Genomic DNA, 15,558 nt, shown 5'->3' with positions numbered 1-15,558 from the left:
TGATTCCCCCGGAGAGGACAGGGCATGCCGATCGAGACCGTGGAGACCGCCGGCCGCCGCCGGGGCGCCGACCTCCTGGTGGAGGTGCTGCGCTCGGAGGGCGTGCGCTACATCTTCGGCAATCCCGGCACCACCGAGCTGCCGCTCATCGACGCGCTCACCGAGGCGCCCGACATCGCCTACATCCTCGCCCTGCAGGAGGCGACCGCGGTCGCCATGGCGGACGGCTACGCGCAGGGCGCGCGGCGCCCCGCCTTCCTCAACCTGCACACGGCGGGCGGCCTCGGCCACGCCATGGGCGGGCTGGTGAATTCCCAGGTCTCCGGCACGCCGCTGGTGGTCACCGCCGGGCAGCAGGATCTCCGCCACGCGCTGACCGACCCGCTGCTGATGGGCGACCTCGTCGCCATCGCCGACCCGGTGATGAAGTGGGCCCGCGAGGTGACGAGCCCCGACCAGATCCCGATCCTGCTGCGCCGGGCCTTCCACGACGCGGGGGCCGCCCCCTCCGGCCCGGTCTTCCTGTCCCTGCCCATGGACGTGATGGAGGCGCTGTCGGCGGTGCCGGCCGGCGAGACCTCGACCATCGACCAGCGGGCGGTGGCGGGCTCCCTCGACCGGCTGGCGGAGAGACTCGCCGCGATCGCGCCGGGCCGCCTCGCCCTGATCGCGGGCGACGAGATCGACGCCTCGGACGCCTCGGCGCAGATGGTCGCGCTCGCCGACCTGCTGGCGGCGCCGGTCTACGGCTCGTCCTGGCCGGCCCACATCCCGTTCCCCACCGCGCACCCGCTCTGGGCCGGGAACCTGCCGACCCGTGCCGACGCCATCGCCGACATCCTCGGGCGCTACGACGCGGTGTTCGCGCTGGGCGGCAAGTCGCTGATCACCGTGCTCTACTCAGAGGTCTCGGCGGTGCCGCCGGGGGTGCAGGTGTTCCAGCTCTCGGCCGACGTGCGCGACCTCGGGCGCACCTACGCCACCTGCCTGTCGACGGTGGGCGACATCCGCGCCTCGCTCGACGCCCTGCTGCCGCTGCTGGCCCCGCGCCTCGCCGACCGGGCCGACGCCTTCGAGCAGCTGCGCGGTCAGGCCGTGACTGCCCGGGCCGAGCGGCGGGCGCGGCTCGCCGCCGCCGCCGACGCGGCCTTCGAGGATCCGGTGATCGCGCCGCTGGTCGCCGCCCGGGAGGTGGCCCGCGCGGTCGGGGCCGAGACCACTATCGTGGACGAGGCGCCCGCGACGCTGACCCACCTGCGCACCTTCCTCGACAGCCCCTCGGCGCACCAGTACGCGGCGATGCGCGGCGGCGTGCTCGGCTGGGGCATGCCGGCCGCGGTGGGCTTCTCCCTGGGCCTCGACCGCGCGCCCGTGGTCTGCGTCGTGGGCGACGGGGCCGCGATGTACTCGCCCCAGGCGCTGTGGACGGCGGCGCACGAGAAGCTGCCGGTCACCTTCGTGGTGATCAACAACGCCGAGTACAACATCCTCAAGACCTTCATGAAGGGCCAGGCGCACTACGCCTCGGTGCGCGCCAACCGCTTCATCGCCATGGACCTCACCGACCCGCGCGTCGACTTCCCGGCGCTGGCCGCCTCCATGGGCGTGCCGGCCCGGCGGGTGACCCGGGCCGCCGACATCGCCCCGGCGATCGAGGCCGGGATCCGGTCCGGCGGCGCCAACCTCGTGGAGGTGGTGGTGCGGGCGACCTGAGCGGGGCCGTCAGGGGGCGCTCACTCCAGCCCCGGCACCGGCAGCCCGAAGGCCGCCGCCAGCAGCACCATGTTGAGGGCGAGCACCAGAGCCGCCCCCGCCACGGCGGCGGCCTGGGTGAGCGGGCCGTTGGCGAAGGGCCCCATCACGCTGCGGCGGCGGGTGAACACCACCAGCGCCACCATCGGGACCGGCAGGGCGAGCGACAGCACCACCTGCGACAGGACCAGCGCCTGGGTCGGGTCGACCCCGATCGCCACCACCGCGAAGGCCGGCAGCATGGTCACGAGCCGGCGGGCGAGGAGCGGGATGCGCCAGCCGGTGAAGCCCTGCATCACCAATTGCCCGGCGAGCGTGCCCACCACCGAGGAGGAGATCCCGGAGGCGAGCAGCGACACCAGGAAGGCCGCCCCCGCGGCGGGCCCGAGGAGCGGCGTCAGGGTGCGGTAGGCCTCGCCGATCTCCGCCACCTCGCTGTGGCCGACGTGGAAGGCCGCCGCCGCCATGATCACCATCGCCATGTTGACGAGGCCCGCCAGCAGCAGCGCCACCACCACCTCGCGGTTCGAGTAGCGCACCAGCAGGCGCCGGTCGGCCTCGGTGCGGGGATTGCCCCGTCCCTGGGTCAGGCCCGAATGCAGGAACAGCGCGTGCGGCATCACGGTGGCGCCGATGATCCCGACCGCGATGGTGAGCGCCTGCGCGTCCGGGATCCGCGGGGTGACGAGACCCTTGGCCGCCTCGCCCCAGGCCACGGGCGCGACCAGGAGCTCGACCGCGTAGCAGAGGCCGATCGTGCCGACCATCGCGCCGATGGCGATCTCCAGCGGCCGGAAGCCCTCGTTCTCCAGGAGCAGGATCGCGTAGGTGACCACCGCGGTGATGCCCATGCCGGCCATGAGCGGCATGCCGGTGAGCAGCGACAGGCCGATGGCGCCGCCGAGGAACTCCGCGAGGTCGGTCGCCATGGCGGCGACCTCGCTGATGCCCCACAGGGCGAGGCGCACCGGCCGCGTCGTCGCGTCCCGGCAATGCTCGGCGAGGTTCTTGCCCGTGACGATGCCGAGCTTGGCCGACAGGGCCTGGAACAGCATCGCCGTCAGGTTGGCGAGCAGCACCACCCAGAGCAGGCCGTAGCCGTAGCGGGCGCCGGCCTGGATGTTGGTCGCGAAATTCCCGGGGTCCATGTAGGCGATCGACGCCGTCACGGCGGGGCCGGCGAACAGCAGGAACCGGGCCCGGCCGCCGGGACGGCCGTCGAGGACGTCGCGGATCGCGCCCTCGGTCCGCCGGCTCATCGCCCCGGGCGCGGCGCGCCCGGGGGCCGTCGCGGCGTTCGGCGCCACCATGCTCACCCTCTCCTCAAAGATATAGCGGAGGCTATATTCAGGGTTCGGCGCCGGGATTCAAGGGCCCGGATCCCAGGATCGGGATTCCAGGATCGGGATTCCAGGGTCAGGAGTCAGGGCCGGAATTCCGGGGGCCTGCACCGCCTCCGCGGGACTCCCCTCCCGGGGGCGGTGTTTGCTAGACAGGGGCCGGGGCGGCCCGCGCGGGCCGTGGTGGGGGAGAGCCGATGCAGGAACCGTCCGAGCCGGGCTCGCCCGAGACCGTGCTGGTCGATCCCGAGCGCCACGTGGAGAGCTTCCGCCAGGCCCGCGAGGCGCGGCGCTCGGAGCTCGTGGAGGATTACGTCGAGTTGATCGACGACCTGATCGGCGACGGCGGCGAGGCGCGGCAGGTGGACATCGCGGCCCGGCTCGGCGTGGCGCAGCCGACCGTCGCCAAGATGCTGAAGCGCCTGTGCGAGGACGGCTTCGTGCAGCAGCGGCCCTATCGCGGCGTGTTCCTGACCGAGGCCGGCCGCCGGCTCGCCGCGCAGGCCCGGGAGCGCCACCGCATCGTCGAGCGCTTCCTGTGCGCGCTGGGGGTGAGCCCCGAGACCGCCCGGCGGGACGCGGAGGGGATCGAGCACCACGTCAGCGCCGAGACGCTCGCGGCGTTCCGCGCCTTCGCGGAGCGGCACGGGGGGGCGTGAGGCGCCCCTCTCCGGCCCTCACACCGTCGGCGCCGCCACCTTCTGGCGCAGGCCCAGGATCACCGCCCGGAGCATCTCGGCCCCGGCCTCGCCGGCATCCGGCAGGGTGCCGGTGCGGGAGGCGTAGATCCGCTCGTGCACGAAGGCGAGCTTGGCGATCACCGCGGGCGTCAGCTTGAACGGGTAGAGCGCCGGCTGGCCCATGCTGTGGGACAGCGAGTTGATCGCGTAGGTGAGCGGCAGCCACGCGGCGATCAGCCGGTCGAGATCCAGGGTGTTGTAGGGATCGAAATCGATCACGGTCGGCGCCGGCGGCCCGGACTGCCCCCGCTGGCGCAGGCGCGGGCGCACGTGCAGCTCGAAGGTCGAGGCGGTCTCCACCGTGTCGACGATGTGCAGGTAATGCGCGAAGGTCTCGGCGAAATCCTCCCACGGATGCGCGGTGGCGTAGGCCGAGACGTAGGCCTCGTCCCAATCGGCCGGCGCGCCCCTGGCGTAGTGGTCCTGCAGGGCCTGGACGTAGTTCAGCCGCTCGTCGCCGAACAGGGCCCGGAACGGTTCCCAGGAGGGGCTGTTCAGCACCAGCAGGTACCAGAAGTAATGCCCGATCTCGTGCCGGAAATGGCCGAGCAGGGTGCGGTAATGCTCGCCGAAGAGGATCCGGCGACGCTCCCGCTCGACGTCGTCGGCCTCGGCGATGTTCATGGTGATCAGGCCGTTGATGTGGCCCGTCAGCACCGGCGGCCCGCCGGAGACGCTCTCGGACGGGTCGACCAGGAAGTCGAAGGCCAGCCCGTCCGTGTACTGGGCGCGGGTGGCGAGCGGCAGTTCCAGGCGCAGCAGCGAGTAGAACAGCCGGTGCTTGGCCGCCTCGATCGGGCGCCAGCGGGCGAGGTTCCAGGGCTGCGACAGGTCCGGGACCACGCGGTTGTGGCGGCAGGCGGTGCAGTAGATGTCGGGGCTGTCCTCCGGCACCAGCCAGTTGCAGGCCTGCGCGAGGGCGTTGTTGCACAGCCGGTAGCGCCGGCCGGGATCCGCGTAGGCGTGGAAGACCTGCGCCCCGCCCATCAGCGGGTGGGCCGAGAGGCCCTGCGGCTCCAGCGCCGAGACCTCGTGGACCGCGCAGGCGTAGCCCAGCGGCCGCGCGCAGCTCTCGCAGGCGGTCGCCTCGAAGGTGACCGGCTGGTCGCAGGCCTGGCACTGGAAGATCTTCATCGCGCGGTCCCGGGCCGGCGGCCGACCCACCTTCCGGTCAAGCGGGGCCGGGCGGCAAAGTTCCTGCCAGGCGCCGCGGTGCCCGCCCGCCGCACGGAAATTGCTTGTCGGCGGGGCCGTATCGCGTAACCGTGCGGCGGGCGCCGGCGCCAGGGACCGGCGGCGCGACCGCGTTCGATCCTTTCGACGGAGCCATCGTGTCGATCAAAGCCGCCCTGCACCACGTCACGCATTACCGCTACGACCGGCCGATCAGCCTGGGCCCCCAGGTGATCCGCCTGCGTCCGGCCCCGCACGCCCGCACCAAGGTCCCGGCCTACGCGCTCACGGTGACGCCGGCCAACCACTTCCTGAACTGGCAGCAGGATCCCAGCGGCAACTGGCTCGCCCGCCTCGTCTTCCCGGAGAAGACCGACGAACTGAAGATCGAGGTCGACCTCACCGCCGACATGGCGGTGATCAACCCGTTCGACTTCTTCGTGGAGGATTACGCGCAGGTCCGGCCGTTCGCGTACGATCGCGGTCTCGCCGAGGAGCTGGCCCCCTACCTCACCCCCGTCGACGCGGAGGGTCCGGAGATGGAGGCGCTGCTCGCCCGTCTCCCGGAGGAGCCCAGCACCGTCCAGTTCCTGGTGGCGCTGAACGGCCTGATCGCCCGGGAGACCGCCTACGGCGTCCGGATGGAGCCGGGCGTCCAGACCCCGGCCGAGACCCTGCGGCTGAAGAGCGGCTCCTGCCGCGACTCGGCGTGGCTGCTCGTGCAGGTGCTGCGCCGGATCGGGCTCGCCGCCCGGTTCGTCTCCGGCTACCTGATCCAGCTCGTGCCCGACACGACCGCGGTCGACGGGCCGACCGGCGCCGCGGCGGATTTCACCGACCTGCACGCCTGGGCCGAAGTCTACCTGCCGGGCGCCGGCTGGGTCGGGATGGACGCCACATCGGGTCTGCTCACCGGCGAGGGCCACATCCCGCTCGCCGCGACGCCGCACTACCACGCGGCCGCGCCGATCTCCGGCGCCGTCGAGCCGGCCGAGACCACGTTCGACTTCAAGATGACCATCACCCGCGTCGCCGAGACGCCGCGGATCACCAAGCCGTTCCCGGAAGCCGTCTGGGCCGCCATGGACGCGCTGGGCGAGCGGGTCGACGCCGACCTCGCCGCGCAGGACGTGCGGCTGACCATGGGCGGCGAGCCGACCTTCGTGTCGGTGGACGATTTCGAGTCGCCCGAGTGGAACATCGCGGCCGTCGGCCCGACCAAGCGGGGGCTCGCCGACCGGCTGATCCGGCGCCTGCGCGACCGGTTCGGCCCGGGGGGGCTGCTCCATTACGGCCAGGGGAAGTGGTATCCCGGCGAGAGCCTGCCCCGCTGGGCCTTCGCGCTCTACTGGCGCAAGGACGGCAAGCCGATCTGGCGCGACCCGGACCTGATCGCGCCGGAGGTGGTCGCCGGGGAGGCGGGACAAGCCACCATCGCGCAGGCCGAGGCGCTCGCCGGCGCGCTGGCCCGCCGCCTCGGCCTCGCCGACTACGTCTTCCCGGCCTTCGAGGACGGGGAGCTCTGGGAGAAGAAGACCGCGGCGCTGCCGGTCAACGTCACGCCCGGGGCGGCCCGGTCCGGCTCGGCGGAGTTCGACGCCCGGATCAGGCGGGTCTACGCCCGCGGCCTCGGGGAGGCCGCGGGCTACGTCCTGCCGCTCGCCAGCCTGCCGACCGGCCGTGACGGCGACGCCGACAGGGTCTGGATCTCCGAGAAGTGGGAGTTCCGCCGCGGGGCCGCCTTCCTGGTGCCGGGCGATTCCCCGGTGGGCTTCCGCCTGCCGCTGTCGTCCCTGCCCTACGTGCCGCCGGAGCACTATCCCTACTATCAGCCGCAGGACCCGCTGGAGCCCCGCACTGCCCTCCCCGACGGGCATCCCGGCGCGGTCGCCAACGGTGCCGGCGTCACCGGCGTGGCGGTGCGCACGGCCCTGTCGATCGAGCCCCGCGACGGGGTGGTGCGGGTGTTCATGCCGCCGGTGCAGCGCGCCGACGAGTATCTCGAACTCGCCGGCCACCTCGAGGCGGCCGCCGCCGAGCTGAACCTGCCGATCCACCTCGAGGGCTACGAGCCGCCCTACGACCCGCGGATCGGCGTGATCAAGGTGACGCCCGATCCGGGCGTGATCGAGGTGAACGTCCACCCGGCCGCCTCGTGGCGGGAGGCGGTCGCCATCACCACCGACTTGTACGCTGAGGCGAGGCAGACCCGGCTCGGCGCGGAGAAGTTCATGACCGACGGGCGCCACACCGGCACCGGCGGCGGCAACCACGTGGTCATGGGCGGCGTCACGCCGGACGATTCCCCGTTCCTGCGCCGGCCCGACCTGCTCAAGAGCCTCGTGCTCTACTGGCAGCGCCACCCTGCGCTCTCGTACCTGTTCTCGGGCCTCTATATCGGGCCCACGAGCCAGGCGCCGCGCATGGACGAGGCCCGCCACGACGGGCTCTACGAGCTGGAGATCGCGCTGGCCCAGGTGCCGGCCCCGGACGCGCCCAACATCCCGCGCTGGCTGGTCGACCGGATCTTCCGCAACATCCTCGTCGACGTCACCGGCAACACCCACCGGGCCGAGATCTGCATCGACAAGCTCTACTCGCCGGACGGCCCGACCGGGCGCCTCGGCCTGCTGGAGTTCCGCGCCTTCGAGATGCCGCCGGACGCGCGGATGAGCCTCGCGCAGCAGCTCCTGCTCCGCGCCCTCGTGGCCTGGCTGTGGCGCGAGCCGCAGACCGGCGGCTGTGTCCGCTGGGGCACGAACCTCCACGATCGGTTCATGCTGCCGCATTTCCTCTGGTCCGACTTCCTCTCGGTGCTGGAGGATCTCCGGGCGGCGGGGTACGATTTCGATCCGGTCGCCTTCGAGGCGCAGGCCCTGTTCCGGTTCCCGGTCTTCGGCACGATCGAGCAGGGCGGGGTCCGGATGGAATTGCGCCAGGCGCTCGAGCCCTGGCACGTGATGGGCGAGGAAGGGACCAGCGGGGGCACCGTGCGCTTCGTCGACAGTTCGGTCGAGCGGCTGCAGGTCAGGGTCGAGGGCTTCGTGCCCGAGCGGCACGTCATCGCCTGCAACGGCCGCCGCCTGCCCATGACCGGCACCGGCCGCGGCGGCGAGGCCGTGGCGGGGCTGCGCTTCAAGGCGTGGCAGCCGGCCTCCTCCCTGCACCCGACCATCCCGGCCCACTCGCCGCTGACCTTCGACATCCTCGACGCCTGGAGCGGGCGCTCCCTCGGCGGCTGCCGCTACCACGTCGCCCATCCGGGCGGGCGCAACTACGAGACCCATCCGGTCAACGCCTACGAGGCGGAGGGCCGGCGCCTCGCCCGGTTCCAGCCGAACGGCCACACGCCGGGCCGGGTGGAGATGCCCCGCCCGGAATCGAGCGCCGAGTTCCCGCTGACCCTCGACCTGCGGACGCCGGCCCCACAATGACCGGGGATCCGTGATGGAGGCGGCGCTCGCGGGCAGCCGCGGCCGGGCCGAGCGGCCGGAGGGCGCGCGGGAGCGCGTCGCCCGCTGGTGCGCGGGCTACCGCCCCGCCCCCGGCCGGCCGGACGAGTTCCTGGGCCCCGACGGTTCGCCCCGCGGGGCGTGGCCGCGCCTGCTCGACCGCCTCGGCGGGCTCACCGAGCCGGAGATCATGGCCCGCTTCGTCGCGGCGGAGCGGCACATCCGGGACGCGGGCATCTCGTTCCGCATCGCCGGCGACCAGCGCGAGCACCCCTGGCCGCTGGGCTGCCTGCCCCTCGTGATCGAGGGACCGGAATGGGCGGCGCTCAGCGCCGGGATCGTCCAGCGCGCGGAGCTGATGGAGGCGATCCTCGCGGACGCCTACGGGGAGGGGCGGCTCGTCGCCGAGGGGCTCCTGCCCGCCGCGATCGTCGCCGGGACGCCGGAGTTCCTGCACCCGCTCCACGGGGTCGCGCCCCCCGGCGGCCACTACCTCAAGCTCTACGCCGCCGATCTCGGCCGGGGACCGGACGGGCGCTGGCAGGTGCTCGCCGACCGGACGCAGGCGCCCTCGGGCCTCGGCTGGGCGCTGGAGAACCGCATGGTCCTCGCCCGGACCTTCCCGGACTTCTTCCAGGACCTCCACGTCGAGCGCCTGCCGGCCTTCTTCCAGGCGTTCCGCGACGGCCTGGCGCTCGGTGCCGAGCGCTCGGACCCGCGGATCTGCCTGCTGACCTCCGGCCCGTACAGCAGCACCTACGTCGAGCAGGCGGCGCTGGCCCGCTATCTCGGCCTGATGCTGGTGGAGGGCGACGACCTCGTCATGCGGGACGGGCGCCTGCACGTGCGCACCGTCTCGGGCCTGAAGCGCGCCGACGCCCTGTGGCGGCGGATCGACGCCGACTTCCTCGACCCGCTGGAGCTGAACCCGGCCTCGCGGCTCGGCGTGCCCGGCATCCTGGACGCCCTGCGCAACGGCTCCCTGGTGATGGCCAACATGCCGGGCGCGGGGCTCGTCGAGTCGGCCGCGCTCGCGCCCTATCTCGACGGCATCGCCCGCCGGGTGCTGGGCGAGCCCCTGCGGCTCGGCCACCCGCGCACGTGGTGGTGCGGCGACCTCGAGGGCTTGGCGCACGCGCGGGCCAACCTCGACAGCCTGACCCTGCGCCCGGCCGCCACGCCCCAGCGCGGGGCGGGGCGCGACGCGATCCTGGCCGGCCCGGTCCTGGCGGCGGAGCGGGAGCGGGTCGTGGCGGCCCTGCGCGACCGGCCCTTCGACTACGTCGCCCAGGAGGCGGCGCCGCTCTCGACCATGCCGGGCTGGGAGCGCGGCCCGGACGGCCTGTTCCTGACGCCCCGCCCCTTCGTGGTCCGCGTCTTCGCCGCGCGCACGCCGCTCGGCTGGCAGGTCATGCCCGGCGGCTTCTGCCGGGTCTCGGAGCGCGAGGACGTCGACCCGATCGAGCTGCGGCTCGGCATCCGCTCCGCCGACGTCTGGGTCCTGTCCGAGGAGCCGGTCGCCGCGCCCCTGATCGGCGCGCAGGCGGCCCCGCGGGTGCGGCGGGTCGGCGGCCACCTCCCCGCCCGGGCCGCCGACGGCCTGTTCTGGCTCGGCCGCTACCTGGAGCGCGGCGAGGCGGTGATCCGGCTGGTGCTCGCCCACCTGCGCAGCGTCGGCGACGCGGTCGGGACCGACATCTCGGGCGCCCTCGACACGCCGGCGGCCCTGGCGCTCCGGGCCCTGCTGCACGAGTGGGGCGCCGTCAGTGCCGCCGACCTGCCCACCGCCCGCCTCGCCCAGGAGGCGCTCTCCGGGCGCGACCGGTCGGGCTCGGCCCGGTCCCACATCCTCGCGGCCCGCCGCAACGCCGCCGCGCTCCGCGCCCGCCTCTCCGGCGAGGCGTGGCGGGTCCTGGCCGACCTGAACGAGTTCCTGTCCCTCGACCCCGAGCGGGCCTTCACCGAGTCGCAGCTCGCGGGCCGCGCCGAGCGGGCGCTGAGCCAGCTCGCGGCGCTCGCCGGCCTCACCCACGAGAACATGAGCCGGGCCGAGGGCTGGCACTTCATCGAGCTCGGCCGGCGGATCGAGCGGGCGATCAACACCGGCGCCTTCGCGCTGGCCTTCGCCAACGACGAGGCGACTCCCGGCTGCCTCGGGGTGATGCTGTCCCTGTGCGACTCGCAGATCAGCTACGGGCGGCGCTACCTGCAGGGGGCGGCCCTCGACCCGGTCCGCGACATGGTGCTGCTCGACCCCTACAACCCGCGCTCGATCGCCTTCCAGGCCGAGGCGATCACCCGGCACCTCGCCGACCTGCCGGCGCTCGCCGCGGACGGGATCCCCGAACCGCAGTGCCGGCTCGCCACCCGGATCCTGGCGGAGCTGCGCAGCGGCGAGGCCGCGGATTTCGACGCCGTGCGCCTCACCGCCCTCGCGACCGACCTGGAGCGCCTCGCCGACGGCATCGCGGCCCGCTACTTCCCCACCGGGTCGAACGCGCTGCGCCCCGAGAAGCTGACGGGGCTCGCGTGATCTACACGCTGCGCCACCGCACCGCCTACCGCTACGGCCGGCCGGTGCACTTCGCCCGCTGCACCCTGCGGCTCAAGCCGCAGGACGGCGAGGGCCAGAGCGTGCTGGCGAGCGCCGTCACGATCGACCCGAGCCCCGCCCGCGCGGTGATGCGGCGCGACTATCTCGGGATCGACGCGGTGGCGATCACCCTGGAGACGCCGCACACCGCCTTCAGCGTCGAGGCGCTCTCCACCGTGCGGGTCGAGCGCCCGGCCCCGCCGCCGCCGGAATCCGGGATGCCCTGGGAGCGGGTCCGCGATGCCGTTCTGGCCGGGCGCGACCTCGGCGGCCGGGCGCCGGTGCACTTCCTGTTCCCGAGCACCCGGGTGCCGCTGCTGCCCGCGATCACCGACTACGCCCGGCCGAGCTTCGCCGCCGGGCGCAGCGCCTACGGGGCGGCCCACGACCTGATGCTGCGGATCGGCCGGGACTTCCGCTTCGATTCCAAGGCGACCACCGTCTCCACGCCGCTCGCCGAATCCTTCGCGCTCCGGGCCGGGGTCTGCCAGGACTTCGCCCACGTGATGATCGCCGCCCTGCGCGGGATGGGCCTGCCGGCGGCCTACGTCAGCGGCTACCTGCGCACCATGCCGCCGCCGGGCCGGCCGCGCCTGCGCGGGGCGGATGCGAGCCACGCCTGGGTGGCGGTCTGGTGCGGCGCGGGCTGGCTCGGCCTCGACCCGACCAACGGCGTCGCGGTGCGGGACGACCACATCGTGGTGGCCCGCGGCCGCGACTACGGCGACGTGGCGCCGGTCGACGGCATCGTCAGCGGCTCGGGCAAGCAGCGCCTCAAGGTCGAGGTCGACGTCATCCCCGACACCGAGACGCAGGATCTCGCGCTGGTGGGGTGAGGGGACGCTCCGTCCTCGCGAGCGGAGCGGGGCGACTTGGCGCGGCGCGACATCGGCGGACGTGGCGCTGCGGGATGGCTTCGCGGAGGCGCACCGGCAACGATCGCGGCGTGTCGCGGATGCCGGCCCTCACCACATCGTCTTGGCCGCCCGCTCCGGCCAGTCCGCGTCGTAGCGCGCACCGCCGACCGCGCCCGCGGTGAGCGCCGCCAGGATCGCCCCCGGCGTCGGCAGGCTCTCCGGGTCGACGCGGGTGTCCGGATCCCACAGCTTCGCCCGGATGATCGCCCGCGCGCACTGGAAGTAGATCTCCTCCACAGTGATCACGATCGCGGTGCGCGGCGCGTGGCCGTCCACGCTGAAGGACGCGAGGAGATCCGGGTCGGCCGAGATCACCGCCCGCCCGTTCACCCGCAGCGTCGTGCCCGAACCGGGGATCAGGAACAGCAGCGCGACCCGGGGATCGCGCACGATGTTGCGCAGCGAGTCGATCCGGTTGTTGCCGCGCCGGTCCGGCAGGATCAGCGTGCGCGGGTCGGCGACCCGCACGAAGCCCGGCTGGTCCCCGCGCGGGCTGCAATCGAGCCCCTCGGGGCCGGCGGTCGCCAGCACCGCGAAGGGCGAGGCCGCGATCAGCGCCGCGTAGTCCGGCGTGATCGCGGCCGCCACCTTCACCGTGGAGGCGGGCGCCAGGGGCGCGCTGTAGATCGCCTCCAGGGCGGCGAGATCGTCGACGATCATCGCGCCCTCACGCGACCGGGGCCGCCTTGCCGGCCGCGAAGGCTGCGTGCTCGGCCACGAGCGCCCCCGACAGGGCCGCGGCGATCAGGCCGCGGGTCTCGTCGACGCCGTAGAGGGCCACGAAGGAGCCGAACCGGGGTCCGCGCGCCTCGCCGAACAGCACGTTGTAGAGGCTCGTGAACCACGCCTGCGACACGCCGGGCCGCCCGTCCGGGCTCTTGGCCTTGCCGGACGTGTCGGGGAAGTGGCGCCGGCCGACCTCGTAGACCGCCGCCTGCAGCGCCTCCGGATCGGTGGAGCCGGCATGTTCCGTGAGGGTCTCCGCGAGGTCCTCCAGGGCCGCCCGCTCCTCGGGCGTCGGCGCCCGGTAGGTCTTGGCCGGCCGCACGAAGTCCGAGAAGTACTTCAGCGCGTGCTTCACCAGCCGGTCGAGGCCCGGATGGGTCTCCGGACCGGTCCGCGGCGCGTAGCGGCGGATGAAGCCCCACAGCACCGCCGGATCCTCGGTGTTGGCGACCGCCGCGAGGTTGAGCAGCATCGCGAAGGTCAGGCTCGCGCCCTCGACCCGCTCGGGCTCCGGCGGGTTGCCGGCGTGGAGGTGCCAGACCGGGTTGCCGAGGCGCAGCTTCGCGTCCTGGCCGGCGTAGCGGTCGAGGAAGCCGATATACTCGTCGACGTGCCGGGGGATCACGTCGAAGAACAGGCGCTTGGCCTCGCGCGGCTTGTTGTACATGAACAGGGCCAGCGATTCCGGCGTGCCGTAGGTGAGCCACGCGTCGATCGTCAGGCCGTTGCCCTTCGACTTCGAGATCTTCTGGCCCTTCTCGTCCAGGAACAGCTCGTAATTGAAGCCCTCCGGCGGCTCGCCGCCGAGCGCTCGGGCGATCTTGGCGGAGAGCTTGACCGAGTCGATCAGGTCCTTGCCGGCCATCTCGTAATCGACGCCGAGCGCCACCCAGCGCATCGCCCAGTCGGGCTTCCATTGCAGCTTGGCGTGGCCGCCGGTCACCGGGGTCTCGTAGCGCTCGCCCGTGGCGGGATCGCGCCACACGATCGTGCCGCTCTCCGCCTTCACCTCGTCGATCGGCACCTGCATCACGTGGCCGGTGACCGGGTGGAGCGGCAGGAACGGCGAGTAGCTCGCCGAGCGCTCGGCCCGCAGCGACGGCAGCATGATCTCCATCACGGCATCGTAGCGCTCCAGCACGCGCAGCAGCGTCGCGTCGAACACGCCGGCGCGGTAGCACTCGGTCGCCGAGCGGAACTCGTAGGCGAATCCGAACGCGTCGAGGAAGCGGCGCAGCTCGGCGTTGTTGTGCGCCCCGAAGCTGTCATGGGTGCCGAACGGGTCGGGCACGCGGGTCAGCGGCTGGTTGAGATGGTCGGCCAGCATCGCGCGGTTCGGCACGTTGTCGGGAACCTTGCGCAGCCCGTCCATGTCGTCCGAGAAGGCGATCAGCCGGGTCGGCACCGCGTCGCGGGTGAGCACCCGGAAGGCGTGCCGCACCATGGAGGTGCGGGCAACCTCGCCGAACGTGCCGATATGCGGCAGGCCCGAGGGGCCGTAGCCGGTCTCGAACAGGACCTCGGCCTTGCCGGATTTCTCCAGCCGCGCCACGAGCTTGCGCGCCTCCTCGAAGGGCCAGGCGGCGGCGTTGGCGGCGGCCTCGATGATGTCGGCGTCGAGGGTCAGGGCTGGGGGAGCGGCGGGCATGTCTTCGGGGATGATCTTCGGGGCTGGACGCGGATGGAGAGCGCGCACCCTAGAGCGGTTCGCATCGGAGCGGAACGCCCGAGGGTGCATTGCGGAGTTCCATCGTGGGCCCGCGGGAGACCTGTGACAGCGCACCTCGGTTTCGGCTCGGCAGACATATGCCTCATCCGTTCGGCTTCCTGATCCGGCCAGGACGATTCCAGAATTCCGGAGATCCCAATCGCGCCCTCATCCTGAGGTGCCGCAGCGCAGCGGAGGCCTCGAAGGAGCCCTTCAGAGACCGCTGCGCTGACTGGGGCTCTCCTTCGAGGCCGCGGCCTTCTCGAGCAGATCCGTCTTGGTGCCATCCGGCAACCGTGGCCCGGCGGGCAGGATTCCCGGTTCCCGCCGGCGATGAAAGTCCTCAGAACGGGCTCACCGGGAAGAACCGCAGGTACAGCTCGGTGTACTTCCCGTCGTCCCAGACCCGCTGGAGCGCGTCGTCCAATGCTCGGGACAGCGCTACGTCCTCCTGGCGGGTGATCAGGCCGATGCCCTCGCCGAAATAGCGGTTCTCCAGGTAGTCGCCGCCGGTCAGCGCGCAGCAATTCTCCGCGTCCTGGCCGCCGACATAGAGGGCGAGGTTCAGGCCGTCGGCGAACAGGTAGTCGATCTCGCCGCGCTTGAGCGCGCTCTCGGCCGCCGTGAGGTCTGTGAAGTCCTTGGGCACGGCCTTCGGGAAGAACGCCTTCAGGTAGGCCGCGTGGGCGCTGCCGGCGATGACCCCGACGCTGCGGCCGGCGAGCGCCGCCGCCGAGGGGACCGGCAGGCCCTTGTCGGTCCGGGCCGCGAAGCGCGCCGGCCAGCGGAAATACGGCCGCGTCGCCAGGAATTTCGACCGCAGGGGCGCGGTCAGCGGGATGGCGGCCGCGACCACGTCGCCCTGCTTGCCGTCGAGGGCGTCGAGCAGGGTGTCGAAGCGGCGCGCCTGCACCGTGCAGGTGATCGTCAGCTTCTCGCAGACGGCCCGGGCGAGCTCGACCACGAAGCCCGTCGGGTTGCCGTCGGGGCCGGCGAAGTGCAGCGGCGGGAACTCGTCGTCCGTGAGGAAGCGGACCGCCCGCCCGGTCTGCGGCGCCTCGATCCGCTCGCCCCGGCTGCGCGGGTTCCAGAAATCCGGGACCGCGACGGCGGGGGTCGCGGTCCCGCCCGCGGCCCCGGCGGTGGCGGCGGCAGGG

At 73.3% G+C, this 15,558-nt stretch carries 10 protein-coding genes; 5 read left to right on the top strand and 5 right to left on the bottom strand.

Going from position 1 to position 15,558, the window contains the following annotated elements:
* Positions 1–24 precede the first annotated feature (24 nt).
* On the top strand, positions 25–1,713 hold the full coding sequence (locus ME121_RS26105; RefSeq protein ID WP_012318600.1) for a thiamine pyrophosphate-binding protein: 1,689 nt from the start codon (positions 25–27) through the stop codon (positions 1,711–1,713).
* 20 nt (positions 1,714–1,733) lie between these two features.
* On the opposite strand, the gene ME121_RS26100 is transcribed toward ME121_RS26105, so the two are convergent.
* Positions 1,734–3,062: an Nramp family divalent metal transporter gene (locus tag ME121_RS26100; protein ID WP_012318601.1), complete on the bottom strand. Its 1,329-nt coding sequence runs from the start codon at positions 3,060–3,062 to the stop codon at positions 1,734–1,736.
* Between the two features lie 227 nt (positions 3,063–3,289).
* On the opposite strand from ME121_RS26100, the gene mntR reads away from it, so the two are divergent.
* Entirely contained in the window at positions 3,290–3,751 is a 462-nt protein-coding gene (gene mntR, locus ME121_RS26095; protein ID WP_012318602.1) for a manganese-binding transcriptional regulator MntR, read from the top strand.
* 18 nt (positions 3,752–3,769) lie between these two features.
* Here mntR and ME121_RS26090 read toward each other — a convergent pair whose 3' ends face one another.
* Positions 3,770–4,966 (bottom strand): zinc-binding metallopeptidase family protein, encoded by a 1,197-nt coding sequence (locus ME121_RS26090; RefSeq protein ID WP_012318603.1) that lies wholly within the window; start codon positions 4,964–4,966, stop codon positions 3,770–3,772.
* 197 nt (positions 4,967–5,163) lie between these two features.
* On the opposite strand from ME121_RS26090, the gene ME121_RS26085 reads away from it, so the two are divergent.
* From ME121_RS26085 to ME121_RS26075, 3 genes are read left to right on the top strand one after another with little or no spacing between them, the layout of a single operon-like run.
* Positions 5,164–8,439 (top strand): transglutaminase family protein, encoded by a 3,276-nt coding sequence (locus ME121_RS26085; protein ID WP_012318604.1) that lies wholly within the window; start codon positions 5,164–5,166, stop codon positions 8,437–8,439.
* Positions 8,440–8,452: 13 nt separating this feature from the next.
* Positions 8,453–10,990 (top strand): circularly permuted type 2 ATP-grasp protein, encoded by a 2,538-nt coding sequence (locus ME121_RS26080; protein ID WP_053622483.1) that lies wholly within the window; start codon positions 8,453–8,455, stop codon positions 10,988–10,990.
* Positions 10,987–11,886: a transglutaminase family protein gene (locus ME121_RS26075; RefSeq protein ID WP_059409880.1), complete on the top strand. Its 900-nt coding sequence runs from the start codon at positions 10,987–10,989 to the stop codon at positions 11,884–11,886. Before ME121_RS26080 ends, ME121_RS26075 begins: the two co-directional genes overlap by 4 nt.
* A gap of 129 nt (positions 11,887–12,015) precedes the next feature.
* Here the strand turns inward: ME121_RS26075 and ME121_RS26070 are convergent, their stop codons facing one another.
* The 3 genes from ME121_RS26070 to ME121_RS26060 all read right to left on the bottom strand — a co-directional run.
* Positions 12,016–12,627 carry a pyridoxamine 5'-phosphate oxidase family protein gene (locus ME121_RS26070; RefSeq protein WP_024830442.1) on the bottom strand — a complete coding sequence of 204 codons (612 nt, stop codon included), beginning with the start codon at positions 12,625–12,627 and terminating at the stop codon, positions 12,016–12,018.
* Between the two features lie 7 nt (positions 12,628–12,634).
* Positions 12,635–14,341, bottom strand: a complete 1,707-nt coding sequence (locus ME121_RS26065; RefSeq protein WP_053622481.1) for a lysine--tRNA ligase — start codon at positions 14,339–14,341, stop codon at positions 12,635–12,637.
* A 403-nt stretch (positions 14,342–14,744) separates the two neighbouring features.
* The coding region (locus ME121_RS26060; protein WP_059409879.1) for a transporter substrate-binding domain-containing protein at positions 14,745–15,558 on the bottom strand (814 nt) is incomplete at its 5' end.

Origin of the sequence: Methylobacterium sp. ME121 (assembly GCF_000974725.1) — a bacterium.
GTDB classification, from domain to species: Bacteria; Pseudomonadota; Alphaproteobacteria; order Rhizobiales; family Beijerinckiaceae; genus Methylobacterium; species Methylobacterium radiotolerans.
Note: the sequence above shows the minus strand (reverse complement) of the source record. Positions and strands in the feature narration are given on the sequence as shown.

Bases quoted from the DNA above. Each gene is read 5' to 3' on its own strand.
- ME121_RS26105 (WP_012318600.1), top strand. From the start codon at position 25: ATGCCGATCGAGACCGTGGAGACCGCCGGCCGCCGCCGGGGCGCCGAC.
- ME121_RS26100 (WP_012318601.1), bottom strand. From the start codon at position 3,062: ATGGTGGCGCCGAACGCCGCGACGGCCCCCGGGCGCGCCGCGCCCGGG.
- mntR (WP_012318602.1), top strand. From the start codon at position 3,290: ATGCAGGAACCGTCCGAGCCGGGCTCGCCCGAGACCGTGCTGGTCGAT.
- ME121_RS26090 (WP_012318603.1), bottom strand. From the start codon at position 4,966: ATGAAGATCTTCCAGTGCCAGGCCTGCGACCAGCCGGTCACCTTCGAG.
- ME121_RS26080 (WP_053622483.1), top strand. From the start codon at position 8,453: ATGGAGGCGGCGCTCGCGGGCAGCCGCGGCCGGGCCGAGCGGCCGGAG.
- ME121_RS26070 (WP_024830442.1), bottom strand. From the start codon at position 12,627: ATGATCGTCGACGATCTCGCCGCCCTGGAGGCGATCTACAGCGCGCCC.
- ME121_RS26065 (WP_053622481.1), bottom strand. From the start codon at position 14,341: ATGCCCGCCGCTCCCCCAGCCCTGACCCTCGACGCCGACATCATCGAG.